Below are 26,906 nucleotides of genomic sequence, written 5' to 3'. Positions count from 1 at the left end.
TCTCAGCGCTCGCGGTCGTGGATGCCGCGGCGGAAGTCCGTCGGGCTGCAGGAGTGCACGCTGCGGAACTGGCGCGAGAAGTAGAACGGGTCGGGGTAGCCGACCGAGCGGGCGATGTCGGCGACGGGCAGCTGGGTGGTGATCAGCAGCTCGCACGCCCGGGCCATCCGGAGCCGCTTGACGTACTCGACCACGCCGCCGCCGGTGGCGGCCCGGAAGCGGGCGGAGAAGTGCGACGTGCTCAGGCCGAACCGGCGGGCTAGCGCCGCCACCTCGACGACGGCGTCCAGGTGCGTGCGCAGGTACTCCTGCGCGGCGCGTACCGGCTCGCCCCGGACCGGGCTGCCCGCGGCGGCGTCGGCCCCGATCTGGGCGAGCACCGACCAGGCGGCACCGGCGCAGCGCAGGAGGCTGGGGTAGGTCTCGTCCGTCTCGAGCGCCTGGACGACGCGTTCGAGGTCGGCGACGACGCGCACCAGGTCGTGCGCCTCGACCACCGCTACGTCGTCCGGCCCGGCGTGTGCCGCCAGGTCACGCTCGAACTCGTCCGCGTCGGGGCCTCTGGCGTGCATCCACCAGATCGTCCATGGGTCATCGTCGTCGGCCCAGTACTCGTGGGGCACTCCGGCGGGGATGACCAGGGCCTGAGCAGCCCCGATGCGGTGCAGACCGCCCGGCGTGCGGCACCAGCCGCGCCCGGCCGCGGACACGATGACGATGGTCCCGATGGCGCCGTGCCTGCGCACGCGCCCGTGGTTCGCGGCGTGCGGGAAATAGCCTGCGTCCGTGACCAGCAGTCGCGAGGTGGGGCCGTTCTTCGACGCCGCGCGGACCACGGTGGTCGGCAGCACCCGGAGGCGCTGTCCGGGGAAGCCGTCACGGATTCGCACCCCAGAAGGGTAGCGTCACGGCCCGTCGTCGTCAGCAGTCGGAGCTCCCGGCGGGAATCGTCGGATCGTCCAGGCAAGTGCATCGATACGTCGCTTCCCGGGACACCCCGGGGATTCGTAGCGTCGGGCCCATGCTCGATGTGGAGTCCATGCTCGACCTCCCCGACCGGCCCGGCCACCTGGCCGGACGGGCCGCGGCCGCCTGGGAGGCGCCGCTCACCCTGACCACCTACGAGCCCCTGCCGCCCGACCGGTTCCCCGCGTACCTGGACCGGCGGGTGTACCAGGGGTCGTCCGGCCGCGTGTACCCGCTCCCGTTCCACCACCAGATCGCCGACGAGCCCCACCAGCGGGCATGGCGCGCGGCGCACCTGGAGAACGAGTGGCTGCGCATCGTCGTGCTGCCGGAGCTGGGCGGGCGCATCCACGTGGCGCGCGAGCGCGGGATCGGCCGGGACTTCTTCTGGACCAACCCGGTGATCAAGCCGGCGCTGGTGGGCCTGGCAGGCCCGTGGGTCGCGGGCGGCGTGGAGCTCAACTGGCCGCAGCACCACCGCCCGGCGACCTACCTGCCGGTGGACGTCGAGATCGAGGAGGAGCCCGACGGCGCCGTCGTCGTGTGGTGCTCGGACCACGACCCGTTCACCCGGATGAAGGGCATGCACGGGGTGCGGCTGCGACCGGACAGCGCGGTGCTCGAGCTGACGGTGCGGCTGTACAACCGCAGCGAGCTGCCGCAGTCGTTCCTGTGGTGGGCCAACGTGGCGGCCCGGGTGGACGACGACTACCAGTCGTTCTTCCCGCACGACGTGAAGTTCGTGGCCGACCACGCGCGGCGCGCGGTCACCGCGTTCCCGCACGCGGACCGCCCCTACTACGGCGTCGACTACCCGGCGCGTGCGGGCGAGGTCCGCACCGCGCGCGACGGCGTGGAGCTCACACGCGACCGGCTCGACTGGTACCGCAACATCCCGGTGCCGACGTCGTACATGTGCCTGCGCAGCGACGAGGAGTTCTTCGGCGGCTACGACCACGCGGCGCGGCTCGGGTTCGTGCACGTCGCGGACCGCGCGCTCTCGCCCGGCAAGAAGCAGTGGACCTGGGGCAACGCCCCGTTCGGCCACGCCTGGGACGCCAACCTGGCCGACGACGGCTCGCACTACGTCGAGCTGATGGCCGGCGTGTTCACGGACAACCAGCCCGACTTCGCCTACCTCGCCCCGGGTGAGACCAAGGTCTTCTCCCAGTTCTGGTACCCGTTCCGCGACGTCGGCCCGGTGGACCGGGCAACGCTCGACGCTGCGGTCCGTCTGGAGCGGTTGAGTACCCGTTCGGGCACGACGGCGCGGACCGGCGTTGTGGTGCCGCGTCCCTTGGCCGGGATCGAGGTGACGCTGTCGGCCGGGGGCCGCGTGATCGCGACCGACGTCGTGGACGCGGACCCGACGCACCCCGCCCAGCTGGCGCACGACCTCCCAGCAGGGACCGGGCCGCTCACGGTGACGGTGACCCATGGGCGGCGCGTCCTGGTGACATGGGACGAGCAAGCTTCGACCGGCTCTGCCAGCGACCCGGAGCCCGACACCGCCGAGGAGCCGCCCGCACCCGAGCAGGTCGGCACCGTCGAGGAGCTGGCGCTGATCGCCGCGCACCTCGAGCTGTACCGCCACGCGGCGCGAGCGCCCGAGCCGTACTGGCACGAGGCGCTGCGCCGGGACCCGGGATACGTGGACAGCCTGGTCGGCCTCGCGCGGCACGCGTACACCGCGGGCAGCCACGAGCGGGCCGTCGAGCACCTCGAACGCGCCGTCGGCCGGCTGACCAGGCTGCACCGCAGCTCCCGCGACACCACGGCGATCCACCTGCTGGGCCTGGTGCGGGAGGCGCTCGGCGACGACGTCGGCGCCTACGAGGCCTACGCGCAGGCCGCGTGGTCGCGGGCGTGGCGGGCGCCTGCCGGCTACCGAATGGCGCGCGTCGACGCGCGCGCCGGCCGCCACGAACAAGCCCTGGCGCGGCTCACCGACGTGCGCCGGACCGAGCCCGAGCACCTGCAGGCGCTCGCGCTGACGGTGGTGTGCCACCGGCGGCTGCGGCAGCACGACGCCGCCGCATCGGTGCTGGCCGCCGCCCGTGCGCTCGACCCGCTCGACGCCTGGCTGCGGCACCTGGACGGCCGGCCCGCGAGCGGCGACGCCCAGACCCTGCTCGACGTCGCGATCGAGCTCGCGGGGGTGGGGGAGCACGACGCCGCGCTGGCCTGCCTGGAGGAGGCAGAGGCGCGCGAGGACCACCGGGCCGGGGGCCAGACCGCCGTCAGGCCGCTGCTCGCCTACCACCGCGCCCACTTGCTGGGGCTCGCGGGCCGTACCGCCGAGGCCGCCGCGGAGCGGGCGCGGGCCCGCACCATCGACCCCACCTGGTGCTTCCCCGGCCGGCTCGCGGACGCGGCGGTGCTGCGGGAGGCGGCCGACGCCGATCCGGGCGACGCCCGCGCGCGGTCGCTGCTGGGCCACTGGACCTACGCCGCCGGACGCCGGGGGGACGCCCTGTCGTCGTGGCGGGCGGCGGTCGCCCTCGACCCGGCCGACGCCGTCGCCTGGCGCAACATCGGCCTGGCCGCCGTCAACCACGAACGTGACCTGGCGGCCGCGCGCGACGCGTACGACAGGGCGTGCGCCGTCGCCCCGGGCGACGCACGGCTGCTGTACGAGAGCGACCAGCTCGCCGCGCTGACGGGGACCAGCCCCGCGGACCGCCTCGCCGCGCTGCTCGCGGAGGGCTCCGCACTCGACCGCGACGACCTCGCGGTCGAGACGCTGCACCTGATGATCACGGAAGGCCGGGCGGACCAGGCCCTGACGGTCCTCGGCCGACGCCGGCTGCACCCCTGGGAGGGCGGCGAGGGACAGGCGCTGCTCGCCTGGGACCGCGCGCACACCCACCAGGCACTGGACGCGCTCGCGGACGGCCGGGCGGCGGACGCCGTCGGGCACGTGCGGGCGGCCCTGGCGCCTCCGCGCAGCCTGGGCGAGGCGCGCCACCCCCTGGCCAGCACCGCGCACCTGCACCTGCTGCTCGGGGACGCGCTCGCGGCTGACGCCGATGCCGATGCCGACGACGCCTGGCACACCGCCGCTGCGCAGCGCGGCGACTTCGTCGAGATGAGTACGCAGGAGCACAGCGAGCAGACCTTCTGGACGGTCCTCGCCCTGCGCCGCACCGGGCAGCACGACGCCGCGGACGAGCTGACGGCGTCGCTGCGTGCCTACCGCGACCGGTATGCCGCCGAGGTGCCGCGCGTCGACTACTTCGCCACGTCCCTGCCCGACCTGCTCCTGTTCGAGGAGGACCCGCTGCGCGTACGCGACCGGCGTGTGCTCGTCCTCGACGCCCAGCTCGCCCTCCTCGCCGACAACACCGCGGCGGCCGAGACCCTCCTGCTGCGGCCGGCGCTCGCGGCGTCCCGGCACGCGGCCGACCTGCGCCACGCCGTGGCGCGGCGGGGCGCGGAGCTGCTGCACGGACCCGACCAGAAACCCGCTGACCCGAAGGAGTTCTCAGCATGAGCAACCTGCTCGCAGCCCCGGACCGCCCCCGTGTGGTGTCCCTGTGGGACTTCACCTGGTACACCCGCACCGGCCCCGGCGAGCCGTTCGAGGACCTGGACCGCGCCTTCGCGCAGGCCCGCGAACGCGGCTACGACACCATCCGCATCTGCGCCATGCCGTTCCTGCTGTTCCGGTCCGGCATCAACACCTCGGCGCTGGGCCTCGGCCCGCTCGGGGGCGAGTACGGGCAGCGGGTGCGGTGGTACGACGTACGGCACGAGACCACCATCGACGCGCGCGCCCACCTGCTGGAGCTGTTCCGCGCGGCCGACCGGCACGACGTCGGGATCATCGCGTCGTCCTGGGAGTACCAGCAGTCGCCGTCGTTCGCCGCGACGCCGCACTGGTACGAGGCGCTGCACGCCGTGGACCCGGAGGAGCGCGCCGAGGTGCTCGCGGACGCCCACGCGGACCTCGTCGACCTGCTGGAGGCGGAGGGGCTAGGTCACCGGCTCCTGCTGACCGAGCTCCACAACGAGGTGCAGATCGGGTACCTCACCGACGGGCTCGGCGTCGGCCGCGGGGACGACGCAGTGCGCGCGCTCACGCCCCGGCTGGAGCGCGGGATCACGCGGTTCCGGCAGCGGCACCCGGACCGGCCGGTCACCGTGAACTACGGCGGCGTGCCGGTCGGGGCGCTGAGCGCCCTGCCGGCGGACCTCGACGCCCTGGTGGTGCACCCGTACGTGTACGGGGTGCTGCAGGAGCTGATCGACACATTCCAGCTGCGCGGCACCGTCGACCAGTTCGACGAGGAGCGAGCGCGCGAGCTGCTGCGCCCCGACGCCCCAGGGATCGAGAAGTGGTCGGTGCCGCCGGGCCAGGAGTGGCGCATGCGGGCCACGATCATGTCGGTCCCCGAGGTGTACGTGCACGACTGGTGCGACCCCGACGCGTGGGACCGCTGGCTCTACGACCACTGGGGCACGCACCGCGCGGCCATGTACCAGAAGCTGACCATGTGGCTCGACGCCGCGGCGGACGCCGCCGCCAGCCGCGGCATCCCGCTGATCCTCGGCGAGGGCTACGTCGGCTACACCCCGCTGCACGGCCGGTTCGAGGAGGGGCCGGTCGGGGCGGAGCTGTGCCGGCACGCGATGCGTGAGGCGCGCCGGCTCGGCGCCTGGGGCGCCGTCGTCTGCTCCAACGCCGCACCGCAGCACCCCATGTGGGCCGACGTCGCTCTGCAGCGGGAGTGCGCGGCGATCCTGACGGGCGCGGACCTACCCGCACCCCTCTTCCCGCCGCCCAGCTCAACCTCCAGGGCGGTTACGCGAGCGCCTGGAGCGTGGTCGCGGCAAGATCGTTGATTGCGGCCGTCCCGACGGCGATCGTGTTCTTCATGTTCCAGAAGCAGTTCGTGTCCGGACTTCTCGTGGGGGCCAACAAGTGACCTGGATCCTGCCGACCCGCTCGGGCCGGTACGTCGTGGGCCCGGCGCCGCGCGGGGCGGGGCTGGTCGCGATCGGCTGGGGGCCCGACGCCGAGCAGGTGCGCCCGTCGGCGGCGGCGACGTCGTCGTTCGAGGCCGACCTTGACCTGCTGCCGCTGGAGGCGACGGCGCTCGGTACGCGCAACGTGCACGGCGCCGAGCTGGTGGTCCGGCGCGCGGACGGCCTGCGGGGCGCGCGCCTGGTGCTGTCCGGCGAGGTCACGGTCAGCCGGGACGACGACGGCGAGACGCACCTCGTCTGCCCGCTGGCCGACGACGTGCTCGGCCTGGGCGTGCGCCTGCACGTGCGCACCCACCCGGCCCACGACGTCGTGGAGAAGTGGGCCGACCTGCACAACGGCTCGGCGCAGCCGATCGAGCTGCTCCGGGCCTGGGGCGGGGCGTTCACGGTCCCCGTGTCGGACGGGGCGTCGGTCGAGCTGCTCGGCGGCGCGTGGTCGCGCGAGTTCACGCGGTTCGACGCCGAGCTGAGCGCCGGGACGCTGAGCCTCGGCAGCCGGCAGGGCATCACCTCGCACACGTACGCGCCCGTGGTGACGGTGGTGCCGCGGGGCGAGGGGGGCGGTGCCCGGTACGGCGTCGCGCTCGGCTGGAGCGGCTCCTGGCGGATGGCGCTGGACGCCGCGCCGTTCGCCGACCACGTCCGGATCTCCGGCGGGCCCGACGACGAGTCGGGCATCCTCACCCTGCAGCCCGGCGCCGGGCTGACCACCCCGGCGCTGGCCGGAGTGCGCGTCGACGGCGACGCCGACGACCTGGCGCAGGCCTGGCACCAGTACCAGGCGACGCTGGCCCGCACGCGCGGCCCCGCGCACCGCCCGGTGGTCTACAACTCGTGGTTCGCCACGACCTTCGACGTCCGCGTGGAGCACCAGCTGAAGCTCGCGGAGGTCGCCGCCGAGGTGGGCGCCGAGGTCTTCGTCGTCGACGACGGCTGGTTCCGCGGGCGCACGAGCGACAGCGCTGCGCTGGGCGACTGGGAGGCGGACCTCAACCGGATCCCGGGCGGGCTCGGGCCGCTCGCCGACGGCGTCCGCAAGCTCGGCATGCGGTTCGGCCTGTGGGTCGAGCCGGAGGCCGTGAGCCCCGACAGCGACCTGTACCGCGCGCACCCCGAGTGGGCGCACCAGGTGACGGGCCGTCCGCTGGAGACCCTGCGCAACCAGTACGTGCTGAACCTGGGCCGGCCGGAGGTCGAGGAGTGGGTGCTCGGCACGCTGCGCCGGCTGTTGGGCGACACCGACATCACGTACCTCAAGTGGGACATGAACCGCTCGATCGCCGACGGCGGCCAGAGCGTGCTCGGCGGCGACGACTGGTCCTGGCGGCACACGCAGGCCTACTACCGGATCCTGGACGCCCTGCGCGCCGAGTTCCCACGGGTCACGGTCGAGGCGTGCGCGGGCGGCGGCGGGCGGATCGACCACGCGGTGCTCGCGCGGACCGACGTCGTCTGGCCCAGCGACGAGACCGGGCCGCGCGACCGTCTGGCGATCCAGCACGGGTTCCTGGGCGTGCTGCCCGCGTGGACCATGAGCTCGTGGGTCACCGACCTGCCCGACCGGCTCGACACCGAACCGGCGAGCCTCGAGTTCCGGTTCGTGGTCGCGATGGCGGGGGTGCTGGGCATCGGCGCCGATCTTCTGGCGTGGGACGCGGCGACGCGGGAGCGGGTGGGTTCCTTTGTGGACCTGTACCGCTCGATCAGGTCGGTGGTGCACACGGGGCGGATGCGGCGGCACGGGGCGCCGGGAGACGCGGCGTGCGCCGTGCAGTACACAGGGCCGGACTCGGGCGGCGGGGCAGGCACGGTGGTCGTGCTGGCCTGGCGGCGGCCCTCTGCGGACGGGTTCGCGGCCGGCGACTTCACAGTGCACCTGCGCGACCTGGACCCCGAGGCCAGGTACCGGGTGCGCGGTGACGACGACGTGCCGACCAGCACGTTCACCGGCAAGGAGCTGAGCACCGACGGGCTTGGTGTTGCGTGGACCTGGCGGGACTGCGACGTCGTGATCCTGGACCGGGTGTGACTGGCTCGGGAGCTCCTGGACCCGGTCGGGCCGGACAGCCCCTGGCAGTCCGCGCCGACCTGGCGCACGGCGGGCGATGGACCTCGCTCGCCACGCCCGAGCATGTCCGGGTTCGACACCCCAGCTGAGCGAGAGCCGGTCGGCACCGTCCACGACGTCGACCCGGTCGGTCGTCGACAACGGCGCAGCGGGCGGTGCCATCGTCGGGGCCGAGGACGTCGAGGCGCACGCCCCTGCCGTCGGGCCAGGTACGGTGGCGGCCGGATGGCTTGGTGGTTGGAGGCCCGGGCGTCGCGCTGACGCCGGCAAGGGCGCCCCAGGTCAGAAGGGCGGCTGATCGTGGTGGCCGGAGTCGGTCGGGTCGGTGGGTCCGGCCGGTGCTGTGCCCCGTTCGGTTGTCCGGTGGCCGCGCGGCGGGCGTTGGCCGGTGAGAGCCCGGAGGGTGAGGCGGTGGCTCGTGTCGGGGTCGATGTGGTCGATCCCGACATGCGTGTCCAGGACGGTCGGTGGCCGGATGTGGTTCCTGCCGGTGGGGGTGGTCCAGGTCGTCACACCGGTGACGGGGTCGCGGACGACGCCCCAGCCGGCGTGTGTCTTGAGCAAGTGGTGACGGCGGCACAAGGGTTGAAGATTCTGCGCGCGGGTCTGGGCTGTGCCCGTGCTCTCGTGGTCGAAGGGTTCGACGTGGTCCAGGTCGCACCGTTCGGCCGGGGTGTCGCAGGTGAGGAACATGCAGGTGCCGTCCCTGGCCTCGACCGCCGCGCGTAGCACCCGGCCGGGCTTGTAGGTAGTTGTCGAGTGGTCGACCAACACCCCGGTGACCGGGTCGGTGACCAGTCGCTGCCAGGTCGCGTCCTGAGCGATCAACCGGGCGGTGTCGGCTGGTATGGGCCCGAACCCGGCCAGCTCACCGGGAGCGTCGTCCAGACCCAGGAGCGCAGTGGCCGGGACCGTGACCCGCACGACCGGCCGGGTCGGCGTCACCCGGACCGTCACCTCCTGGACGGGAGCCCGGCCACCACACGTGCAGACGGGGCCGTCCGCGTCGTCGCTCGCGATGCCGCCGGCGCTGCTCGCGCCGCAGTCGGCGCTGCCATCGGGATCGCCGTCGGGGTCCGTGCCTCCCGTGGCGTCCGACTCGGTGAACCGGTCGGCCGGCAGCAGACGGCCGGTGACGATTCCGGTCAGGCAGTCCGCGCGTAGCTGTCCCAGGTCGCGGTCCTCACCCGCGGTGCGGCGTAGCTGGTGAGCCATGTCGTCCACGACACCCCATACTGCTGCCGCGTCGACTGCCGGCAGGTAGGCCGAGACCCACCCCATGTCGTTCTCCGCTCGGTCCAGCTGCACGCATCGTCGCTGCGCCTCGGCCCGTGCCGTCTCGGCCGACCCGTGCCTGGCCTTGGCGAAGGCGAGCATCCGGGCTCGCAGCCACCGCCAGGTCCGTGTCGGGGCCTGAGGCAGGAACCGGCCGATCGCCTCGGCACGTTCGGCCAGGGTCAGCTGCGAGGCGGAGCGCAGCAGGGTGTGTGCCTTCTTCACGTCGATCCGCCCGCGGGTCAGCGCAGCGATCACCGTGGGATGGTCCGCACCCGACTCCGCCCGGACGACCACCTCGGACCCCTCCGTCTGGGTCACCGCGAGCTCGCCGGTGACTTGCCCCACCAGCGAAGCGTGCGCCAACGGGCTGGACTCACGGCTCGCGCGTTCGGCCACGACCCGCGCCTGTATGCCCGCGGCCCACGACTGCATGCGGCGGCACGCGACTGACAGGTCGCCCAAGGCATCATCGGGTAGGTCGGCCAGCAGGCCGGCGTCCACGTCAACGGCGTCGGCGACGACCCGGGCCAGCTGCGCCCCGGGCGCACCGCTCAGCGCCTGCCGCAGCAGGTCGACCGGCCACAGCACCACCGGTACAACATCTGGCGGCCAGTCCGGCCCGCCGGACGGTTCCCGCTCCCCGAACGGCACCGCCTCCTCGTCCGGCGCACGGTCAGGCATGACGTCGTAGGGCATCAGGTCGTCAGGTACGAGACGCAGCAGAGGCCCGTTGCGCACGCCGCGTTCGCCCGGGATTTCGTCGGACAGCGCTTCACACATATGAGCAAGCTCCTCACTCGATATAAGACTACTCAATCGGGCCATAACTGCGGACGTGTGTTCGATTCTATGCGCTCGAGCGTAACCCCGCGCGTCTTTCTGCCATCCGCGAAGTGCCCGGTGTGTTAGGGCGCGTCTCCCAGATCCGTGTCCAGCTGATGCACGCAAGGACGGTCACGTAGAGATTCACCTACCGAATGCATGGCGCTTTCCTGTGCGAGGCGTGAGCATCGAGTCAGGCACGGAAGCGGGTGGTGCAGATGGAACCTGTCGGAGAACGCCTCAACACGACTGCCGAGGCTGTGCGATGGTCTCGCCTCGAACGCGCGACGGGAATCACGGGCCTGGTATCGGTGGTCGTGCTCTTCACCCCGATCATCGCGATCAGCTCGCTGGGCGAGCCGCCGCTCGACGCGGCCGGCGCCGACATCGCCACGTTCTTCCGTGCCGCTGACGCGGGCTGGGTGGATGCGGCGGAGGCGACCGCGAGCCTGGGCATCCTGGCCTTCCTCTGGTTCGTCGTCGGACTCGCGCTGTTGCTACAGCGCGCCGAGGGGCAGCCGGCGTGGCGTTCGACCATCGCTCTCGTCTCGGGCGTCCTCCTTGCTGCGTACGGTGTGCTGGACGCCAGCTGGGACGCTGCGTTCCACCGGGGCACCGAGATCGACGAGACGCTCGCCGCGTACGCCTTCGACGTCGGCAACATCGGGTTCGCCAACTCCTGGCTCGCCTTGGCCAGCCTCAGCCTGACGGCCGGATCGGTCATCGTCAGCACGGGCGCCCAGCCACGCTGGACCGGCTGGAGCGCGATAGGCATCGGGATCGGCCTGGTGCTCGCGCGTTACTTCTGGTTCGTCGAGGGACTCTGGTTCGTGCCCTACGGGCTGTTCTGGGTGTGGGTCATCACCGTCTGCGTGCGGCTGATCAGGGGGTCGAGCGCCTCCACGGGCTCGAGGACGATGGGCGGCCAGACGTAGTTCGCGGTCACGCACCCATCGAGCCAGCAGCACGCTCAGAACGCCGCGGAGCGACCACGTGTCCTGGATCGAGCCCTGGAGAACCCCAAAACCTTCCACTGTAAGAATTTCTGGGTACGATCGTCGCGCGGCGCTGGGGGCGTGGCTGCGACGTGGCAGCCGTGCAGGACGCCGCGTCGTACACGTACCGAACGAAGGGGTTCCCATGCCGACGACATCCGTACAGCTCTACTCGGTTCGAGACGCGGTTGCCGAAGACCTGCACGGCGCCATCGCGCGCCTGGCCCAGATCGGGCTCGAGCATGTTGAGCCGTACGCCTTTCACGAACGCACCGAGGAGTACGAGCGGGCGTTCGCCGCGGCAGGCGTGACGGCGCCGTCGGGCCACGCGCCCGTCCTGGCGTCGGACAACCCCCAGGCGATCTTCGACGCGGCCGCCGCTCTGGGGATGGCCATCGTGATCGACCCGTTCGTCGCCGCCGAGCAGTGGCAGACGGCGGAGCAGGTGGCGGAGCTCGCCGAGCGCGTGAACAAGCTCGCGACCCTGGCCACCGAGCGCGGCCTCGAGTTCGGGTACCACAACCACAGCTGGGAGCTGAGCACCCGCATCGAGGGCAAGCACGCACTGGAGGTGTTCGTCGGGCACCTGGCGCCCGAGGTCGTGCTGGAGGTCGACACCTACTGGACCGGCGTCGGCGGCGCCGACACCCCGGCGCTGCTCGCCGCGCTGGGCGAGCGCGTGCGCCTCGTCCACGTCAAGGACGGCACGCTCGACGGCGACGTGAGCAAGCAGCAGCCGGCCGGATCGGGTGAGGTGGGCGTGGGCGCGGTCCTGGCCGCCGCACCGCAGGCGACCCGCGTGATCGAGTTCGACGCGTACGCCGGGGACGTGTTCGCGGGGATCGCGCAGTCGCTGGCCTGGCTGAAGGAGAACGACCGATGACGGCCGCGACGAACCGAGCCGCAACGGACCGAGCAGCGGCGGCCGGCGTCGGCATCATCGGCGCCGGCAACATCTCGACCCAGTACCTGGAGAACCTGACCAGGTTCCCCGACGTCGACGTCCGGTTCGTCGCGGACCTCGACCTGGCCCGCGCCGCCGCCCAGGCGGAGGCATACGGGGTGCCGGCCTCGGGCAGCGTGGACGAGCTGTTGGCCCGCGAGGACATCGAGGTGGTCGTGAACCTCACCGTCCCGGCGGTGCACGCCGAGGTCGGGCACCGGATCCTGGCCGCTGGCAAGCACGTGTGGAGCGAAAAGCCCCTCGCCCTCGACCGGGAGGCGGCGGTAGCGCTGCTGGCGGACGCCGAGGCGCGCGGCCTGCGCGTCGCGTGCGCCCCGGACACGGTGCTGGGCTCGGGCATCCAGACCGCGCTCCGGGCGATCACGCGCGGCGACATCGGGGAGCCGCTCACCGCGACCACGATGTTCCACGTGCCCGGCCCGGAGTCGTGGCACCCGAGCCCCGACTTCCTGTTCGCGCTCGGCGCGGGCCCGCTGTTCGACATGGGCCCGTACTACGTGACCACGCTCGTGCACGTCTTCGGTTCCGCGACCCGGGTCCAGGCGGTGGCCTCCACCTCCCGCCCGACCCGCACGATCGGGAGCGGCCCGAGGGCCGGCGAGGTGTTCGACGTGCAGGTGCCGACGCACCACGCCGCGCTGATCGAGTTCGGCGAGGGGCGCTCGGCGCAGTCGACGTTCTCGTTCCAGCACGCGCTGCCCCGGAACGGGTTCGTTGAGATCAACGGCACCGAGGGCACCATCGTCCTGCCCGACCCGAACGACTTCGAAGGGGCCTCGACCGTGTGGCGGTACGGGCTCGACGAGCCGACGAGGCTTCCTGCCGTCGGCCCTGGTCTAGGCCCCGACTTCGGTCGCGGCGCCGGCGTGGTCGACCTCGTGCGTTCGATCCGCGACGGCGGCACCGAGCGCGCGTCGGGTGCGGTCGCCGCGCACGTGCTGGACATCCTGCTTGCAGTCCGGGACGCAGCCGCAGGCGGCCGGCCGGTCGAGATCGCCTCCGCACTGGGGCCGATCGAGCCGCTGCCGGAGGAGTGGGACCCGACCGTCGCGACCGTGGAGTAGTCAGCGTGCGCCGGGCAGGAGCCGCTCCAGCACCTCCAGCGAACGGCGGACGTCGACGGCGTCGGGGTCGAGCAGCCATTGCAGCTGCAGACCGTCGGAGGCGGCCACGACGAGCGCGGCGGCGTCGTCCGGGTCGACGTCGGCCGCTATCGCGCCGGAGCGCTGCCCGGCCCGGACCCGCTCCGCGAGGTCCGCCCGCACGCGCCGGTACCGCGCCTGCACGAACTCGCGCGTCGCCGGGTGCTGCTGCTCCTGCAGGGCGTCGGTCGTCAGCGTGGCGTACAGCTCGACGAGGCCGGGGATCGAGCGGTTCCGCTCGGCGCTGTTCTCCATCATCGCCACGGCCGACACCTCGCTGCCCGCCGAACCCTCGTGCGCCTGCGCCTTGTGCACCCTGGCCTCGTGCGTCCGGTAGACCTCTACGAGGAGCTCGTCGCGGTTGGCGAAGTAGTAGCGCAGGGCGGCATGCGAGACGCCGATCGCCTCGCCGATCGCGCGTAGCGAGGCGCCGACCCCACGCTCGGCGAACAGCTCCATGGCGCTGAGGAGGATCTGCGCGCGCCGCTCCGGGCCCTTCCGGTACGACCGCTCGTGGGGTCCCGCATCGCCGTTCGTCATGGACGCATCGTACGAACGCCTGTGACGTACGACCTGAGTGCGGCCGGAATGCGGCGCCCGTTTTGGGGGTTGGCGCGCATATGACCACACTCGGCATCATCGGAGCAGGAAACATCGGCAGCCACGTCGCCCGCGCGGCGATCGCGCAGGGCTATGAGGTCGTGATCGCCAACTCGCGCGGTCCCGAGACCCTCGCGGACCTCATCGCGGAGCTGGGGCCGCAGGCCCGGGCGGCGACGGCGGAGGAGGCCGCCGCGGCAGCGGACGTGGTCCAGGTGGCCGTGCCGCTGCGGGCGTACCGCGACATCCCGGTCGAGCCGCTGGACGGGAAGATCGTGCTCGACGCGAACAACTACTACTGGGAGCGCGACGGCCACATCGAGGCGCTGGACCGCGGCGAGGAGACCTCCTCCGGCCTGCTGCAGAAGCACCTGCCCACCTCGAAGGTCGCCAAGGCCTTCAACCACATCGTGGCCTCCCACATCACGACCGACGGTTCGCCGGCGGGAACGGAGAACCGCCGCGCCCTGGCCACGGCGAGCGACTACCCGGAGGCCATCGACTTCGTCACCAGTTTCTACGACGCGGCAGGCTTCGACACCGTCAGCGCCGGCCCGCTCAGCGAGTCCTGGCGCGTCGAGCGTGACCGGCCCGCCTACGTGACCCGCCAGAACGCCGAGGAGCTCCGGGCGAACCTGGCCCGGGCGCCGCGCGTCATCGGCTGAGACAGCTCACGGGCCGGTGGTTCCCGCCACGGAGTGGACCACCGCGGTCTTGGGGTAGTCGCTGAGGCTGCGCGGGCCCGCCGGGAACTCGAACAGGTCGATCATGAGCTGCAAGGGATAGGCAAGGACCTGGGCCGACGTCCGGACGACGGCGCCGTCGACGAACAGGCGGACGCCGCTCGCGTCCCACCGAGCCGCATAGGAGTGCGGGGTGGTGGCGTCGATCGGCAGCCGGACGTCGGCCAGGTCGGTCTCCAGGCGCGGGTCATGGTGTGCCTTGATCCCGAGCCGGACAGTGGAGCCGTCCGGCCCCAGCCTGTCGCCGAAGAGCTCGGCCAGGCAGATCTCGCCGGAGTCCTCCGGCGAGCTCTCCTCGAAACCGACGAGCCAGATCCCGACCATGCAGGTGGGGTCAGGCGAGGCGCTCACCACCACCTCCACCTCGCCGGACGACGGCGTCCACAGCCGCCGGGTCGGTGTCGCGGTGCGGACGACCAGGCCGTCCGGCCGGTGCCGGTGCTGGCCGCGCGCGCTGCCGACGGGGCCGGTCCAGCTACCCGTCTGGATGTTCGAGACCCGCATCTCGCCGTCCTCGGGCCGCCAGGGCGGCTGGTCGTGGTCTATCCGCAGCCGGAGGCCGTTGCGAACGACGTCGTACCTCGCCGCGGACCGGTCGGGCGTGGTCCAGTGCGGCAGATAGTGAGCCACCCACCGCTCGGTATCGAGCGTGGACTCGTCGAACGTGTCGGCGAGCTCTTTGCTGCGGCGCGCCGAGCCGCTGTCCTGAGTGTCGTGCATGTGGCAAGTCTCACGGCGGGACGGCCGTTCCGATAATCTCCCAGCATGCCGACGCCGACCCCGGACGACACTTGGTCCAGCGTCGCCGACGACTGGGGCCGGTACTGGGGCGCCTTCGCCCGGCCCGTGTGGGAGCCTCTGCTGCGCGCCGCGCGGATCGGGACCGGGGCGCGCGTGCTCGACGTCGGCTGCGGCACCGGGGAGCTGCTCGAACACCTCCAGGCGCTGGGCGCCTGGCCCAGCGGCGTCGACCCCGCGTCCCGGATGGTCGAGCTCGCCCGGGCGCGCGCCGTCGGCGCCGATGTGCGGGCAGGCGACTTCGAGCACCTGCCGTTCGACGACGGCGCCTTCGACGCGCTGCTCGCTGTGAACGCGTTCCAGTTCGCCGAGGACCAGGAGCGCGCGCTGGCCGAGGCCGGCCGCGTGCTGGCGCCGGGCGGCGTCGTCGGCCTCGCCGGGTGGGCCGAGCGGGCGCGGAACGACCTGGACGTGATCAACAGCGCACTCGCGGCGGTGGACGACGAGCAGCCGCCCGAGGACGGTCCGCTGCGCGTCGAGGGCGGGCTCGCGGACGCGCTGCGCGGCGCCGGCTGGGACGTGCTCGACGACGGAGTCGTGCCTGTGCCGTGGACCGCCCGTCGCGACACGGACCTGGTGCGCGGGATCCTCTTCGGCGAGGACGCCTCGACGATCGCGGACCTCGCGCCCGTCGTGCGCCAGGCCGCCGCGCCGTTCCGCAGGCCGGACGGCAGCTACCGGCTCATGAACGCCTTCCGCTGGGCCGTGGCGCGCCGTCCCGAGCGCTGATCCCCGACCGCGGCTGACCGCTCAGGCCTCGCCCGCGTGGCCCGCGACGTCGATGACCACCTTGCCGAGCGCCTGGCCCTCGCCGTGGAAGGCCAGGGCACGCGGCACCTCGTCGAGCGGGAAGGTGCGGTCGATGTGGATGTCGACCGTTCCGGCCAGGCACAGCTCGGCCAGCGGCTCGAAGTGCTTGGGGCCCAGGCGCACGGGCAGGACCTGGATCCGGCGACCGGTCAGCAGGCCGGCGACGGTGCCAAGGGTAAGGATCTGCAGCAGGGTCCGCACGGGCCCGCCGACGCAGAGGTACCGGCCGCCGCGGGCCAGTGCGCGGCGGTAGGCGAAGACGGAGCGGTGGGCGACGAGGTCGAGGATCAGGTCGTAGGGCCCGGTCCTGGTGAAGTCCTCGGTGCGATAGTCGAGCACACGGTCGGCGCCGAGGAGGCGCATGTGGTCGAGCTTGCCGGCGTTGTCCACACCCGTCACGTGGGCCCCCGCCCGCTTGGCCAGCTGGATCGCGAAGGATCCCGAACCGCCGCCCGCGCCGTTGATCAGCACCCTGCGTCCTGGGCCTGCGGCCGCGGTGCCCTGGATCGCGATCGGCCCGGCCTGCGGCAGTGTCGACGCCTCGGCGAACGTCAGGGCCGCCGGCTTGTGCGCGAGGGCGGCTTCGGGCGCCACCGCGTACTGCGCGAAACCGCCCATGAGCGAGAGATTGTCGCCGTACACCGCGTCGCCCGGGCGTAACCGCGTGACTCCGGACCCCACAGCCTTGACCCGGCCGGCGATGTCTGACCCCAGCACCCTGCGGCCCGGCCTGCGCAGCCCGCCGAACCGCGCGTAGGCCGGCGACCCGTGCAGGCCCTCCCAGTCGGAGAGGTTGACCGACGTCGCCACCACTTCGACCAGCACCTGGTCCCGGCCGGGTGTCGGCACCGGCACCTCCTCGACCCGCAGCACGTCCGGCGGCCCGTACTCGTCGTAGACGACTGCCCGCATCCCGATCTCCTGTCGTAGCCGGCCGCTCTGTGGCCTGGTCTACACGGTCAGGCCGTGGGCGACAAGCCGCCCCGCCCCGGACGGCCCGTAGGGTGAGTTCGTGTGAGGCGGACGTCGCCCGACCAGGACCCGCCCATCATGCGCGTACCCGGGATGCGAGCGCTGGTCGGGGTGTCGCTGTTCGGCTTCGCCGACTGTGCGCTGCTCCTGCCGACGGCCCCCTGTGGGCGACCCGCGGCCCCCAGCTCCGGTCGACGGCGCTGCTGCTGCGTTCCTCGCCGAGAAATGGCTGGTCGCCCCGCTGCACTATGGACACGTGGAACCACACGAGGCCGGCGTCGGCAATGTCGTCAGCTGCGGTGCCGCGATGCGCGCGGCGACGGCGGGTGAGCGCACGTGAGGCTGGCCTGGGCGGAGCCGGAGGACCTGCTCGCGCACGAGCTCGTGCAGGCGACGGACGAGGGCAAGGACGTAGCGGACGTCCGCGACCGCTGGGTAGCGGCAGGCGGCTACCCGACGCCCGCCGTGAGCGGCGCCGGATCCGCCCCCGAGTCGCCCGAGCTCCGCGCCCTGGCGCGGGTGCTGCTGGACGAGCTCGACGCCCGGCCGGCGCCGTCGGCCCCCAGGGAGCCGGACGACTGGGGCGAGATCGCCGCCCTGCTGCCGCCGGCCCCGACCCTGCCCCGGCGGCCCTCCGGACCCGGCGGCCCCGACGCCGCCTACGCCGCGCGCGTGCACGGCGCCTGGACCGGGCGCGCGGCCGGCTGCCTGCTCGGCAAGCCCGTGGAGATGATCCCGCGGGCGGGCATCGAGGAGATCCTCCGGTCGACCGGCCGGTGGCCGCCGAGGCGGTACTTCACCGCGGTGGGCTTGCCCGACGACGTCGCCGCGCGCTGGCCATGGAACGGCCGGTCGGCGCCGACGTCGCTGGAGGAGAACATCAGCGGGATGCCGGAGGACGACGACCTGAACTACCCGATCCTCGCGCTCGCACTCCTCGAACGGCACGGCCGCGGCTTCACCACCGACGACGTGGCGCAGCTCTGGCTGGACGACCTGCCCGCCGGCCGCACCTTCACGGCCGAGCGCGTGGCGTACCGCAACATCCTGGACGGTCGGCCGGTGCCCGAGACCGCGACGCACCACAACCCGTTCCGCGAGTGGATCGGCGCGCTCATCCGGACCGACCTGCTCGGCTGGGTGTCGCCCGGCGACGTCCGCGGGGCGGCCCGGCTGGCCTGGTCCGACGCCCGGCTCAGCCATACCCGCAACGGCACCTACGGCGCGCTGTGGGCGGCGGCGCTCGGCGCGGCGGCGACGGTGTGCGACGGCGTGGAGGAGGTGCTCGACGCCGCGGACGCCGTCGTGCCGCCGGGGAGCCGGCTGGCCGCAGCCGTGCGGCTCGGCCGCTCGCTGGGCCGGGACAACGACGGCAGCGAGGCGGGCGTGCGGGCCGGGCTGGACCGGATCCACGCCGAGTACGGGCACCTGCACTGGGTGCACGTGCTGAACAACGCGGCGGTCATCGCGTTCGCGCTCACCGTGGGCCGGGGAGAGTTCGGGCCCAGCGTCTCGGTCGCCGTCACGGCCGGGTGGGACACCGACTCGGCGGCCGCGACCGTCGGTGCGGTGGTGGGTGCGCTGCGCGGCGCCGACGGCATCGGGGAGCAGTGGACCGCTCCGCTGGACGGGCGGATCGCGACCTCGCTTCCGGGCGGGGAGCAGCACATCGATGACCTCGCGGCGCGGACAGTGGCGCTGGCCGCGCCGGTCACGGGAGGCTGAGGCATGAGCGCCGGACACCAGAACGATGGAACCTTGACCGACGGCGGGCGGGTGGTGGTCGTCGGGTCGGCCAACGTCGATCTCGTCGTCGACGTCCCACGTCATCCAGCGGGCGGCGAGACGATCCTCGGCGGCGACCTGCGTCGGACGCCGGGCGGAAAGGGCGCCAACCAGGCGGTCGGCGCGGCGCGCGCCGGGGGAGCCGACACCACGTTCGTCGGCGCGCTCGGCCGGGACGAGTCCGCCCAGCTGCTGCTCGCGTCCCTGTCTGGGGCGGGGGTCCGGACCGACGTCGTGGAGCGGGTCGACGCCCCCAGCGGCACCGCGCTGATCACCGTGTCGCCCGACGGCGAGAACACGATAGTCGTCGCGCCCGGGGCCAACTCGCGCGTGCGGATCGGCGCGGCGCAGGCCGGACGGATCGCCGCCGCCGACGTCGTCCTGGCGCAGCTCGAGATCCCGCTCGACGTCGTGGTCGCCGCCGCCCGGGCGCGTAGGGAGGGCGCGCTCTTCGTGCTCAACGCCGCGCCGTCCTGCGAGCTGCCCGACGACCTGTGGGATCAGGTCGACGTACTCGTCGTCAACGAGCACGAGGCCGCGGACCTGGTCACGGGCCTGGCCGACAAGCTGACGCCGGGAGCGGGCTGGCCCATCCTGGCCGCCGCCGCGGCCGGCGCCGTCACGCCCCAGGGGCTCGCCGACGCACTGCTCGGGCGCGTGCCCGCCGTGGTCGTCACGCTCGGCGGCAAGGGGAGCCTCGTGGCTCGGCGCGGCGTCCCGGCGGTGCGCGTGCCCGCCGCCCAGGTCACGGTGGTCGACACCACCGGCGCGGGCGACACGTACTGCGGGGTCCTGGCCGCGGCCCTCGCCGGCGGTGCAGGCCTTTCCGACTCCGCCCGGCTGGCGGGGGCCGCCGGGGCGCTCGCCGTGACCCGGCCTGGGGCGCAGGACTCCGTGCCGGCCGCTGCCGACGTCGTCGCGCTGGCCAGGGCTGTGCCGGCCGGGGCTGTGCCGGCCGAGAAACATAGTGAGGCGCTATGACCCCATGAGCCCGGACAGGCGCGCGCACTCGTCCCACAACCGTCTCCGTGCGTCCGGGTCCGAGCCCATGCCGGGCGTCGGCAGCTCCTTGCGGTTGGCCCACAGCTTGCCGGAGACCGCCTCCGCCTCAGGTGAGGTCGCGAGCCAGACCGCGGTGTCGGCGGCCTTCTCGGCGGACCTGCCGAACGTGTTCGTCATCCAGCGGAACGGTCCGCCGACGTCGTTGAGAAGGGCCGTGTGCTTGACGAGGCCCGGGTGCACGGCGTTCACGACCACGCCCGTCCCCCGGAGTCGCTCCGCGAGCTCCTGCGTGAAGAGAACGCGGCCCAGCATCGTCGGGGGCGTCGAGCGCGTGAAGCTGTACTTGCCCTGAGCGGTCTGGAGGTCGTCGAAGTCGAGCTTGGTGACCGACCAGCCATACGAGTACCTGGACGCGATGTTCACGATCCGCGAGGTCCTCGACGTGTCGGTCGCGGCCCGCTTGAGAGCGTCCAGGAGCAGGTTCGTGAGCAGGAAGTACCCCAGCACGTTGGTGGCGAACGTGAGCTCGAGCCCATCGGGGGTCACGTGGCGTTCCTTGCGGAACACGCCCGCGGCGTTGACGAGCACGTCGAGCTTGTCGTGGCGGGAGAGGAACTCGCGCGCCGCCGAGCGGATCGATGCCTGGACGGAGAGGTCGCACGCAAGCGGCTCGAGCCTCGCGGCCGGGGCAGCCGCGCGGATGTCGCGCATCGCGTCTTCCGCCCGCGAGCTTGAGCGTCCGACCACGACGACGGTCGCGCCTTCGCGCGCCAGGGCGGTCGCGACCGCCCTTCCGAGGCCACCCGTCGCGCCGGTCACGAGCGCCACTCGTCCATCCATCGAGCCATTATGCGCGCCTCGCAGAGCCGATGTCCGACTCGGGGGCAGCAGTCCGGCGGCGTCGGAGGAAGAGCTTGATGAGCTCCTCGACCACCAGGAGGCTCGTCGCGAGCGCGATACAGATACCCCACTGACGGCCGTCGAGCTCCGTGGTGGCGAAGATCCGTTCGAGCACGTCGATGGTGGTGACCGCGACGATCGCCAGGACAGCCAGGCCGTAGCGGCGCAGCTGGGCCCTGCCGGGTATTGCGTCGCGGTCGAAGATGGTGCCGAGCTGGTCGCGGGACAGCAGGCCGGCGACCACGTGGAAGATCGACAACGTGGTGAGCAGCATGGTCGCCGCGACCACCGGCCCGCCCAGGTCGGCGCCTACCTGGTACGCCACCAGGGCGCCCACCGTCATGACCGCGCCCTGGACGCAGAGCCGGATCCAGTCGGTCCGAGACAGCACGGGCGCCCCGACCGGCCGCGGCGGCCGCTCCATCAGGCCCTTGGTGGCCCGGTCGAAGCCGAGGGCGATCGCGATGGGGATGTCGATCACCATGTTGAGCCACAGGATCTGCAGCGGGTTCAGCGGTACACCCCCGGCGATCCCCAGCGTGCCCGCGGCCAGGAAGATGGCGATGTACGCGACGAGGGTCGACATCTGGAAGCGGAGGTACTTCACCAGGTTGTCGTAGAGGGTGCGGCCGTAGGAGACGGCGTTGACGATGGTCGCGAAGTTGTCGTCGGTCAGGATCATCACCGCGGCCTCCTTGGAGACCTCGGTGCCGGTGATGCCCATCGCGACCCCGATGTCGGCGGCCTTGAGAGCGGGCGCGTCGTTCACGCCGTCGCCGGTCATCGCCACCACGTTGCCCGAGCGCTTGAGCAGCTGCACGAGCCGGATCTTGTCCTCGGGCGCAACCCGCGCGATCACCCCGATGTGATCGAGCTGTGCCAGCACGGCATCGTCGCCCATGGCCGCGAACTGTGCCCCTGTCAGCGCCGCGCCCTCGATGCCGAGCTCGCCGGCGATCGCGGCCGCTGTCGTCGCGTGGTCACCGGTGATCATCCGCACCCGGATCCCGGCTGAGTGGCACTCGGCGATCGCTGCCTTGGCCTCCGGGCGCGGCGGGTCCACGATGCCGACCATCGCGAGCAGCGTCAGGTCGGTGACCAGGCCGATCAGGTCTTCGCCGCCACGCGATCGCACAGCGGCGAAGGTCGCGTGGTCGACGTCGCGCTGGGCGAGGACCATGACGCGCTCACCGGACTTCGCCATCCGGTCGTTCGCCTCGAGCGCCAGGTGCCGGTTCTCCTCGGTGACGGGTACGAGCCCGCCGTCCGGCGCCCGATAGCTTGCGCCGCGCGAGATCAGCACGTCAGGTGCGCCCTTGACGTAGCACCGCACCACGGCGCGCCCGTCGCGGTCGGTCATCTCGTGGAAGGTCGCCATGAACTTGTACTCGGAGTCGAACGGCACCTCTGCGATGCGCGGGAAGCTGCCTCGCGTGACGTCGACGTCCAGCCCGCCCTTGGCTCCGAGCACGATCAGCGCCCCCTCGGTGGGGTCGCCGACCAGGCTCTCCCCGTCGAGGACGGCGTCCGCGCACAGGACCATCGGCAACAGGTACGGGTCCAGGTCGACGCGTGAACCGCCGACGTGCTTGATCTCGCCGGCGGTGCCGTAGCCCTCGCCCGAGACGGTGAACACGCCGTGGCCGGGAATCGCCAGCTCCCGGGCGGTCATCTTGTTCAGCGTCAGGGTGCCGGTCTTGTCGGAGCAGATCGCCGACGTCGAGCCGAGCGTCTCCACGGCCGGCAGCCGCTTGACTATCGCGTTGCGGCGCGCGATGTCGCGGGTCCCCATGGACAGCAGGGCGGTGACGACGGCGGGCAGGCCGGTCGGGATCGCGGCTACCGCGAGCGCCACGCCGGTGATGAACAAGGTTTCGAAAGCTTCGCCCCGCGCAAGGCCGAGGGCCACCACGACGACCAGCGCTACGGCCGCGATGGACGCGATGATCTTCGACAGGCCGTCCAGCTGCTTCTGCAACGGTGTCTTGTCCGCCTCGGTGCTGGCCAGCAGGCCGGCGATGTGGCCGATCTCGGTGCCCATGCCTGTCGCGGTGACCACCATCTCGCCCCGTCCTCGGGTGACCGAGGTGTTCATGTAGGCCATGCAGGTCCGGTCGCCCAGCGGCACGTCGTGGCCCGGGACCGGGTCGGTCGACTTCCCCACCGGGAGGCTCTCGCCGGTGAGGGCAGCCTCCTCGATCTCCAGGGCGGCGGCCAGCGTGATCCGGCAGTCGGCCGGTACGCGGTTGCCTGCCTCGACGAGCACGACGTCGCCCGGCACCAGCTCTTCGGCGTCGACCTCGATCGCCTGGCCGTCGCGGCGTACCCGGGCGACCGTCTGCATCATCTTTGCCAGCGCGGCGACGCTCTCCTCGGCCTTGGCCTCCTGGCGCAGGCCGATGACCGCGTTGAACAGGGTCAGGCCGGCGAGCACCAGCGAGGTGCCGACGTCGCCGGTGATCAGGAGGTTCACCACTGCCGCGACGAGCAGGACGATCTGCATGAAGTCGCGGTACTGCCGCAGGAACGCCTGCAGCGGCGCCTCCTTCTTGGCCGCGACCAGCCGGTTCGCCCCGTAGGACTCCAGCCGGCGGCGCGCCTCGGCGGCCGGCAGCCCCTGGGCCACGTCGACGTAGAGCCGCTCCGCGACCTCGCGTGCGGGTTCGGACGCCGGGTTGGCCGCGGCCGCCTCGGCCGTCCGCGGGACGCTTGCCTTCGTCACGCCGGTGCCGTCCTGGTTTCGGCGGCCTCGCCGTAGCGCTGCAGGAACCGGGCCGTGCCGATTGCCATGTTCGCGATCTCGCCGGGGTCGACACTTTCGTTGGGGGCGTGGATCGCCGCGAGCGGTTCCTCCACGCCGACGAGGATGATCTCGGCGCCGGGGTAGGTGTCGGCGAAGACGTTGCACAGCGGGATCGACCCACCTTGGCCGAGCTTCGTCATCGGTCTTCTGTAGGCCTCCTCGAGGGCCGCGGCAAGGGCCTGGAACGCGGGTCCGTCGACCGAGGCGCGGAAGGGCTCGCCCTCGGCCTCGAGCGTGACCTGGACGGCGACGCCCCAGGGGGCTGCGGCGCGCAGGTGGCTCTCCAACGCCTGCCGGGCCTTGTGGGCGGTCGTGCCCGGCGGGACCCTCAGGTTCAGCCGGGCCGAGGCGCGCGGGGTGACCGCGGATGCCGAGCCCACCACCGGCGGGCAGTCGATGCCCAGTATCGTGAGAGCGGGCCGTGCCCAGAGCATGTCCGCGACGCTGCCGTCGCCGAGCAGCGAGACACCCTCGATCACGGTGGCGTCCCAGCGGAACTGGTCGGGTGGATAGGCCTCGCCTGACCAGGTCCCGCTGTTGTCGAGCCCCGCGATCGTGGTGTTCCCATGCTCGTCCCGCAGAGTCGCCAGCACCGCCACCAGTGCGGCAAGCGCGTCAGGGGCGGGGCCCCCGAACATGCCGGAGTGGACTTCCGAGCCGAGGGCCTGGAGCGTCAGCACCGCGTTGACCATCCCGCGCAGGCTGACAGTTGCGGCGGGGTGCCCGACGGCGGCGTTCCCCGTGTCGCACACGAGGACGGCGTCGGCGCGCAGGAGGTCGGCGTGCTCCGGCACGAACGCCTCGAGGCCGCCGGTGCCCTGCTCCTCCGAGCCCTCCACGACCAGCTTCAGGTGTACCGGCACCTCGGCGAGCGCCCGAAGAGCGGCCAGGAGCATGACGATGTTGCCCTTGCAGTCCGCGCTGCCGCGGCCGTACCACCTGCCGTCAGCCTCCGTCAGCTCGAACGGCGGTGTGCGCCAGGCCGACTCGTCCAGCGGTGGCTGTACGTCGTAGTGCGCGTAGAGCAGCACGGTCGGCGAGGCAGGGTGGGGGGATGACCTCGACCCGACGACCGCCATGCTGCCGTCCGCCGTACGCTCGAGGTGCGCGTCCTCGAAGCCGACGTCGGCGAAACGGGTCAGCACCCAGCGTGCGGCGCGTTCGCACTCCTCGGGCGGGAACTGCCGGGGGTCCGCGACCGAGCGGAAGGCGACGAGCTCGGCCAGCTCGTCCCGCACCCGCGGCATCTCCTTCTCGACAAGGGCGCGGAGCTGCGTCGTCATGAGCCGGCCACCTCGTCCGTCTCAAGGCCTGCCACGAACTCCTCGAACTCCGGCAGCTCGTCCGGGCAGTAGATCTCGATGATCAGGAGCTGCCCCCGCAGGATGTCACGGTCCGAGATGACGGGGCGCGCGCCGGGCCCGGCGGCGCCGTTGGTGAGCTGCGCATTCAGCGTCGACCTGCTCAGGGCGTCGTTCGGGTTGGCGCACGTCGCTCCGCCGTCCTCGCCGAGCACTGCGACGATCTGTTCCTGCGACAGTGTGGCTGTGGCGCCCGCGTCGACGAGCGCCTGGATCAGCTCGTCAGCCTTCGCCTCGGCCTCCCGGGTCTGGTCGGCTGCACGGTGGAAGACCAGGGCGAGCACGATCATGGCGCCGATTGCTATGCCCACCACCAGGTACAGGATCCAGCGCTCGCTTCGGGGCTGCGTCTCGTCGACGGTGCTCATGACGGGCTCACCCCCTCGGTTGTCGCTTCTTGCCTCCACGAGGGCTTGCGCAGGCGATAGAAGAGGTACGGGACCAGGAGCCCCAGGCCCAGAGCGCCGCCACCGACGATGACGAAGTAGATGCCGGCGTTGCCACCGCCGAACTGGGACGGCGGGACGAATCCGACGAGCAGGGCCGCGAGCGATGCGACGAAGCCGACGACACAGAGCGTGCCCAGGAGCGGTGCGTGGAAGCCGCGCGGATGGTCAGGGTACTTGCGCCGCAGCCCGATGGCTGCGACGAACATGAGCAGGTACATGATCAGGTACACCTGCGTCGTGATGACCGAGAAGATCCAGTAGGCGCTCGAGACGTCGGGGATCAACGCGTACATCAGGCCGATCACTGTCGTGATGATGCCCTGGACGACCAGGATGTTCTGCTGCACGCCGTTCTTGTTGAGCCGCTGCAGGAACGGTGGCAGGTAGCCCTCCTGACGGGAGATCAGCAGCAGGCCCTTCGACGGGCCGGCCAGCCAGGTGAGCATGCCGCCGAGCGAGGCGGCCACCAGCATGACCCCGACGATCGGGGTGAGCCACTGCGCTCCGAAGTTGGCGAAGACCGCGTCGAAGGCCTGCATCACGCCCGCGGTGAGCGACAGCTCCTCCGCGGGTACCACCCAGCTGATCGCCAGCGCGGGCAGGATGAAGATCAGCAGCACCATTCCCATGGCCAGGAACATCGCCTTCGGGAACTCCTTCGCCGGGTTCTTCAGCGACGAGACGTGCACCGCGTTCATCTCCATGCCGGAGTAGGAAAGGAAGTTGTTCACGATGAGTACGAGGCTGGCGAGCCCTGCCCACACCGGGAAGATGTTCTCGGCCGTCATCGGTGCCGCCGACTCGTTGCCCTGGCCGAGGAACAAGGTGCCGAGCAGCACGAGCACGACGCCGGGGATCAGGGTGCCGATGATCAGGCCCCCGCTCGCGAGGCCGGCGACACCCTTGGTCCCGCGCGAGGAGACCCAGACGCCGCTCCAGTAGACGACGATGATGACGCACGCGGTCCACACGCCGCTGCTCGCCAGCTCCGGGTTGATGACGTAGGCGAGCGTGCTCGCGACGAAGCCGAGCAGGCTCGGGTAGTAGAAGATCGTCATCGCGAACTGGCACCACACGGCGAGAAAGCCCATCGGCTTGGAGACGCCGCGCGCGACCCAGTTGTACACGCCGCCCTTCCAGCCCGAGGCGAGCTCGGCCGAGACGAGCGACGTGGGCAGCAGGAACACGACGGCCGGCACGAGGTAGAGGAACACGCACGCCAGCCCGTAGACCGCCATGGTCGGCGCGGCCCGCAGGCTCGCCACCGAGCTCGTGGTCATCATGGCGAGCGCGATCCAGGAGATCCACGCTGTCGCCGGTACCTTTGCCCGCGCCGCGGCCGCGGGCGGTCGAGAAGCGTCCATCGCATTCATGACCTGCCTCCGTCTCGGACAGTTCCACCGCGACGCGTCGGACGCGGCTCCAATACCAGGTCGGCAGGCCTGGTGGTCAGTTCCTA

The 26,906-nt window shown here is 72.4% G+C and carries 20 protein-coding genes; 10 read left to right on the top strand and 10 right to left on the bottom strand.

Annotated elements, in window-relative coordinates; genetic code table 11:
• Nucleotides 1-2: 2 nt before the first annotated feature.
• Entirely contained in the window at nt 3-890 is an 888-nt protein-coding gene (locus tag IE250_RS03825; protein ID WP_189667901.1) for a helix-turn-helix domain-containing protein, read from the bottom strand.
• A 131-nt stretch (nt 891-1,021) separates the two neighbouring features.
• On the opposite strand from IE250_RS03825, the gene IE250_RS03820 reads away from it, so the two are divergent.
• From IE250_RS03820 to IE250_RS03810, 3 genes are all read left to right on the top strand, one after another.
• Nucleotides 1,022-4,459 carry a DUF5107 domain-containing protein gene (locus tag IE250_RS03820; RefSeq protein WP_229872109.1) on the top strand — a complete coding sequence of 1,146 codons (3,438 nt, stop codon included), beginning with the start codon at nt 1,022-1,024 and terminating at the stop codon, nt 4,457-4,459.
• The gene (locus IE250_RS03815; protein WP_189667900.1) at nt 4,456-5,811 is read left to right on the top strand and encodes a cellulase-like family protein; all 1,356 of its coding nucleotides are present in this window, start codon (nt 4,456-4,458) and stop codon (nt 5,809-5,811) included. The genes IE250_RS03820 and IE250_RS03815 overlap by 4 nt, the downstream gene beginning before the upstream one ends.
• A 79-nt stretch (nt 5,812-5,890) precedes the next feature.
• The gene (locus IE250_RS03810) at nt 5,891-7,984 is read left to right on the top strand and encodes an alpha-galactosidase (RefSeq protein WP_189667899.1); all 2,094 of its coding nucleotides are present in this window, start codon (nt 5,891-5,893) and stop codon (nt 7,982-7,984) included.
• Nucleotides 7,985-8,305: 321 nt separating this feature from the next.
• On the opposite strand, the gene IE250_RS03805 is transcribed toward IE250_RS03810, so the two are convergent.
• Nucleotides 8,306-10,081 carry an HNH endonuclease signature motif containing protein gene (locus IE250_RS03805; protein WP_229872108.1) on the bottom strand — a complete coding sequence of 592 codons (1,776 nt, stop codon included), beginning with the start codon at nt 10,079-10,081 and terminating at the stop codon, nt 8,306-8,308.
• Nucleotides 10,082-10,341: 260 nt separating this feature from the next.
• On the opposite strand from IE250_RS03805, the gene IE250_RS03800 reads away from it, so the two are divergent.
• The 3 genes from IE250_RS03800 (at nt 10,342) to IE250_RS03790 (ending at nt 13,146) form a co-directional block, all read left to right on the top strand.
• Nucleotides 10,342-11,058 carry a hypothetical protein gene (locus IE250_RS03800; protein ID WP_189667898.1) on the top strand — a complete coding sequence of 239 codons (717 nt, stop codon included), beginning with the start codon at nt 10,342-10,344 and terminating at the stop codon, nt 11,056-11,058.
• 205 nt (nt 11,059-11,263) lie between these two features.
• Nucleotides 11,264-12,001: a sugar phosphate isomerase/epimerase family protein gene (locus tag IE250_RS03795; protein ID WP_189667897.1), complete on the top strand. Its 738-nt coding sequence runs from the start codon at nt 11,264-11,266 to the stop codon at nt 11,999-12,001.
• Nucleotides 11,998-13,146, top strand: a complete 1,149-nt coding sequence (locus tag IE250_RS03790) for a Gfo/Idh/MocA family protein (RefSeq protein ID WP_189667896.1) — start codon at nt 11,998-12,000, stop codon at nt 13,144-13,146. Before IE250_RS03795 ends, IE250_RS03790 begins: the two co-directional genes overlap by 4 nt.
• Here IE250_RS03790 and IE250_RS03785 read toward each other — a convergent pair whose 3' ends face one another.
• Complete coding sequence (locus tag IE250_RS03785) at nt 13,147-13,764, bottom strand: TetR/AcrR family transcriptional regulator (protein WP_189667895.1); 618 nt, start codon at nt 13,762-13,764, stop codon at nt 13,147-13,149.
• 62 nt (nt 13,765-13,826) lie between these two features.
• Here IE250_RS03785 and IE250_RS03780 point away from each other — a divergent pair, with 62 nt between their 5' ends.
• Nucleotides 13,827-14,489: an NADPH-dependent F420 reductase gene (locus IE250_RS03780; protein WP_268247778.1), complete on the top strand. Its 663-nt coding sequence runs from the start codon at nt 13,827-13,829 to the stop codon at nt 14,487-14,489.
• A 6-nt stretch (nt 14,490-14,495) separates the two neighbouring features.
• On the opposite strand, the gene IE250_RS03775 is transcribed toward IE250_RS03780, so the two are convergent.
• Nucleotides 14,496-15,287 carry a glycoside hydrolase family 16 protein gene (locus tag IE250_RS03775; protein ID WP_189667893.1) on the bottom strand — a complete coding sequence of 264 codons (792 nt, stop codon included), beginning with the start codon at nt 15,285-15,287 and terminating at the stop codon, nt 14,496-14,498.
• A 45-nt stretch (nt 15,288-15,332) separates the two neighbouring features.
• Here IE250_RS03775 and IE250_RS03770 point away from each other — a divergent pair, with 45 nt between their 5' ends.
• Nucleotides 15,333-16,094 (top strand): class I SAM-dependent methyltransferase, encoded by a 762-nt coding sequence (locus IE250_RS03770; RefSeq protein WP_189667892.1) that lies wholly within the window; start codon nt 15,333-15,335, stop codon nt 16,092-16,094.
• A gap of 21 nt (nt 16,095-16,115) precedes the next feature.
• Here IE250_RS03770 and IE250_RS03765 read toward each other — a convergent pair whose 3' ends face one another.
• The gene (locus tag IE250_RS03765; protein WP_189667891.1) at nt 16,116-17,087 is read right to left on the bottom strand and encodes an NAD(P)-dependent alcohol dehydrogenase; all 972 of its coding nucleotides are present in this window, start codon (nt 17,085-17,087) and stop codon (nt 16,116-16,118) included.
• A gap of 396 nt (nt 17,088-17,483) precedes the next feature.
• Here IE250_RS03765 and IE250_RS03760 point away from each other — a divergent pair, with 396 nt between their 5' ends.
• On the top strand, nt 17,484-18,872 hold the full coding sequence (locus IE250_RS03760; RefSeq protein ID WP_189667890.1) for an ADP-ribosylglycohydrolase family protein: 1,389 nt from the start codon (nt 17,484-17,486) through the stop codon (nt 18,870-18,872).
• A 3-nt stretch (nt 18,873-18,875) separates the two neighbouring features.
• Nucleotides 18,876-19,913: a ribokinase gene (locus IE250_RS03755; RefSeq protein ID WP_189667889.1), complete on the top strand. Its 1,038-nt coding sequence runs from the start codon at nt 18,876-18,878 to the stop codon at nt 19,911-19,913.
• On the opposite strand, the gene IE250_RS03750 is transcribed toward IE250_RS03755, so the two are convergent.
• The 5 genes from IE250_RS03750 to gadC are packed head-to-tail and all read right to left on the bottom strand — an operon-like array spanning nt 19,908 to nt 26,820.
• Nucleotides 19,908-20,774 carry an SDR family NAD(P)-dependent oxidoreductase gene (locus IE250_RS03750; protein ID WP_189667888.1) on the bottom strand — a complete coding sequence of 289 codons (867 nt, stop codon included), beginning with the start codon at nt 20,772-20,774 and terminating at the stop codon, nt 19,908-19,910. The genes IE250_RS03755 and IE250_RS03750 overlap by 6 nt on opposite strands.
• Nucleotides 20,775-20,781: 7 nt before the next feature.
• Nucleotides 20,782-23,556, bottom strand: coding sequence for a cation-translocating P-type ATPase (locus tag IE250_RS03745; protein WP_189667887.1), 2,775 nt, complete (start codon nt 23,554-23,556; stop codon nt 20,782-20,784).
• Nucleotides 23,553-24,920, bottom strand: coding sequence for a dipeptidase (locus IE250_RS03740; protein WP_189667886.1), 1,368 nt, complete (start codon nt 24,918-24,920; stop codon nt 23,553-23,555). Before IE250_RS03740 ends, IE250_RS03745 begins: the two co-directional genes overlap by 4 nt.
• Complete coding sequence (locus IE250_RS03735) at nt 24,917-25,366, bottom strand: hypothetical protein (RefSeq protein WP_189667885.1); 450 nt, start codon at nt 25,364-25,366, stop codon at nt 24,917-24,919. Before IE250_RS03735 ends, IE250_RS03740 begins: the two co-directional genes overlap by 4 nt.
• Nucleotides 25,363-26,820, bottom strand: a complete 1,458-nt coding sequence (gadC, locus tag IE250_RS03730; protein ID WP_229872107.1) for a glutamate/gamma-aminobutyrate antiporter GadC — start codon at nt 26,818-26,820, stop codon at nt 25,363-25,365. Before gadC ends, IE250_RS03735 begins: the two co-directional genes overlap by 4 nt.
• Nucleotides 26,821-26,906 lie beyond the last annotated feature (86 nt).

Origin of the sequence: Promicromonospora soli (genome assembly GCF_014653785.1) — a bacterium.
Lineage (GTDB): Bacteria > Actinomycetota > Actinomycetes > Actinomycetales > Cellulomonadaceae > Promicromonospora > Promicromonospora soli.
The sequence above is the reverse complement of the archived record's forward strand: the minus strand, read 5'-3'. Positions and strand labels throughout refer to the sequence as shown.

Coding starts and splice junctions, on each gene's coding strand:
- IE250_RS03775 (WP_189667893.1), bottom strand. CDS start 15,287: ATGCACGACACTCAGGACAGCGGCTCGGCGCGCCGCAGCAAAGAGCTC.
- IE250_RS03735 (WP_189667885.1), bottom strand. CDS start 25,366: ATGAGCACCGTCGACGAGACGCAGCCCCGAAGCGAGCGCTGGATCCTG.
- IE250_RS03795 (WP_189667897.1), top strand. CDS start 11,264: ATGCCGACGACATCCGTACAGCTCTACTCGGTTCGAGACGCGGTTGCC.
- IE250_RS03820 (WP_229872109.1), top strand. CDS start 1,022: ATGCTCGATGTGGAGTCCATGCTCGACCTCCCCGACCGGCCCGGCCAC.
- IE250_RS03750 (WP_189667888.1), bottom strand. CDS start 20,774: ATGGATGGACGAGTGGCGCTCGTGACCGGCGCGACGGGTGGCCTCGGA.
- IE250_RS03740 (WP_189667886.1), bottom strand. CDS start 24,920: ATGACGACGCAGCTCCGCGCCCTTGTCGAGAAGGAGATGCCGCGGGTG.
- IE250_RS03770 (WP_189667892.1), top strand. CDS start 15,333: ATGCCGACGCCGACCCCGGACGACACTTGGTCCAGCGTCGCCGACGAC.
- IE250_RS03815 (WP_189667900.1), top strand. CDS start 4,456: ATGAGCAACCTGCTCGCAGCCCCGGACCGCCCCCGTGTGGTGTCCCTG.
- IE250_RS03765 (WP_189667891.1), bottom strand. CDS start 17,087: ATGCGGGCAGTCGTCTACGACGAGTACGGGCCGCCGGACGTGCTGCGG.
- IE250_RS03790 (WP_189667896.1), top strand. CDS start 11,998: ATGACGGCCGCGACGAACCGAGCCGCAACGGACCGAGCAGCGGCGGCC.
- gadC (WP_229872107.1), bottom strand. CDS start 26,820: ATGAATGCGATGGACGCTTCTCGACCGCCCGCGGCCGCGGCGCGGGCA.
- IE250_RS03800 (WP_189667898.1), top strand. CDS start 10,342: ATGGAACCTGTCGGAGAACGCCTCAACACGACTGCCGAGGCTGTGCGA.
- IE250_RS03755 (WP_189667889.1), top strand. CDS start 18,876: ATGAGCGCCGGACACCAGAACGATGGAACCTTGACCGACGGCGGGCGG.
- IE250_RS03785 (WP_189667895.1), bottom strand. CDS start 13,764: ATGACGAACGGCGATGCGGGACCCCACGAGCGGTCGTACCGGAAGGGC.
- IE250_RS03805 (WP_229872108.1), bottom strand. CDS start 10,081: ATGTGTGAAGCGCTGTCCGACGAAATCCCGGGCGAACGCGGCGTGCGC.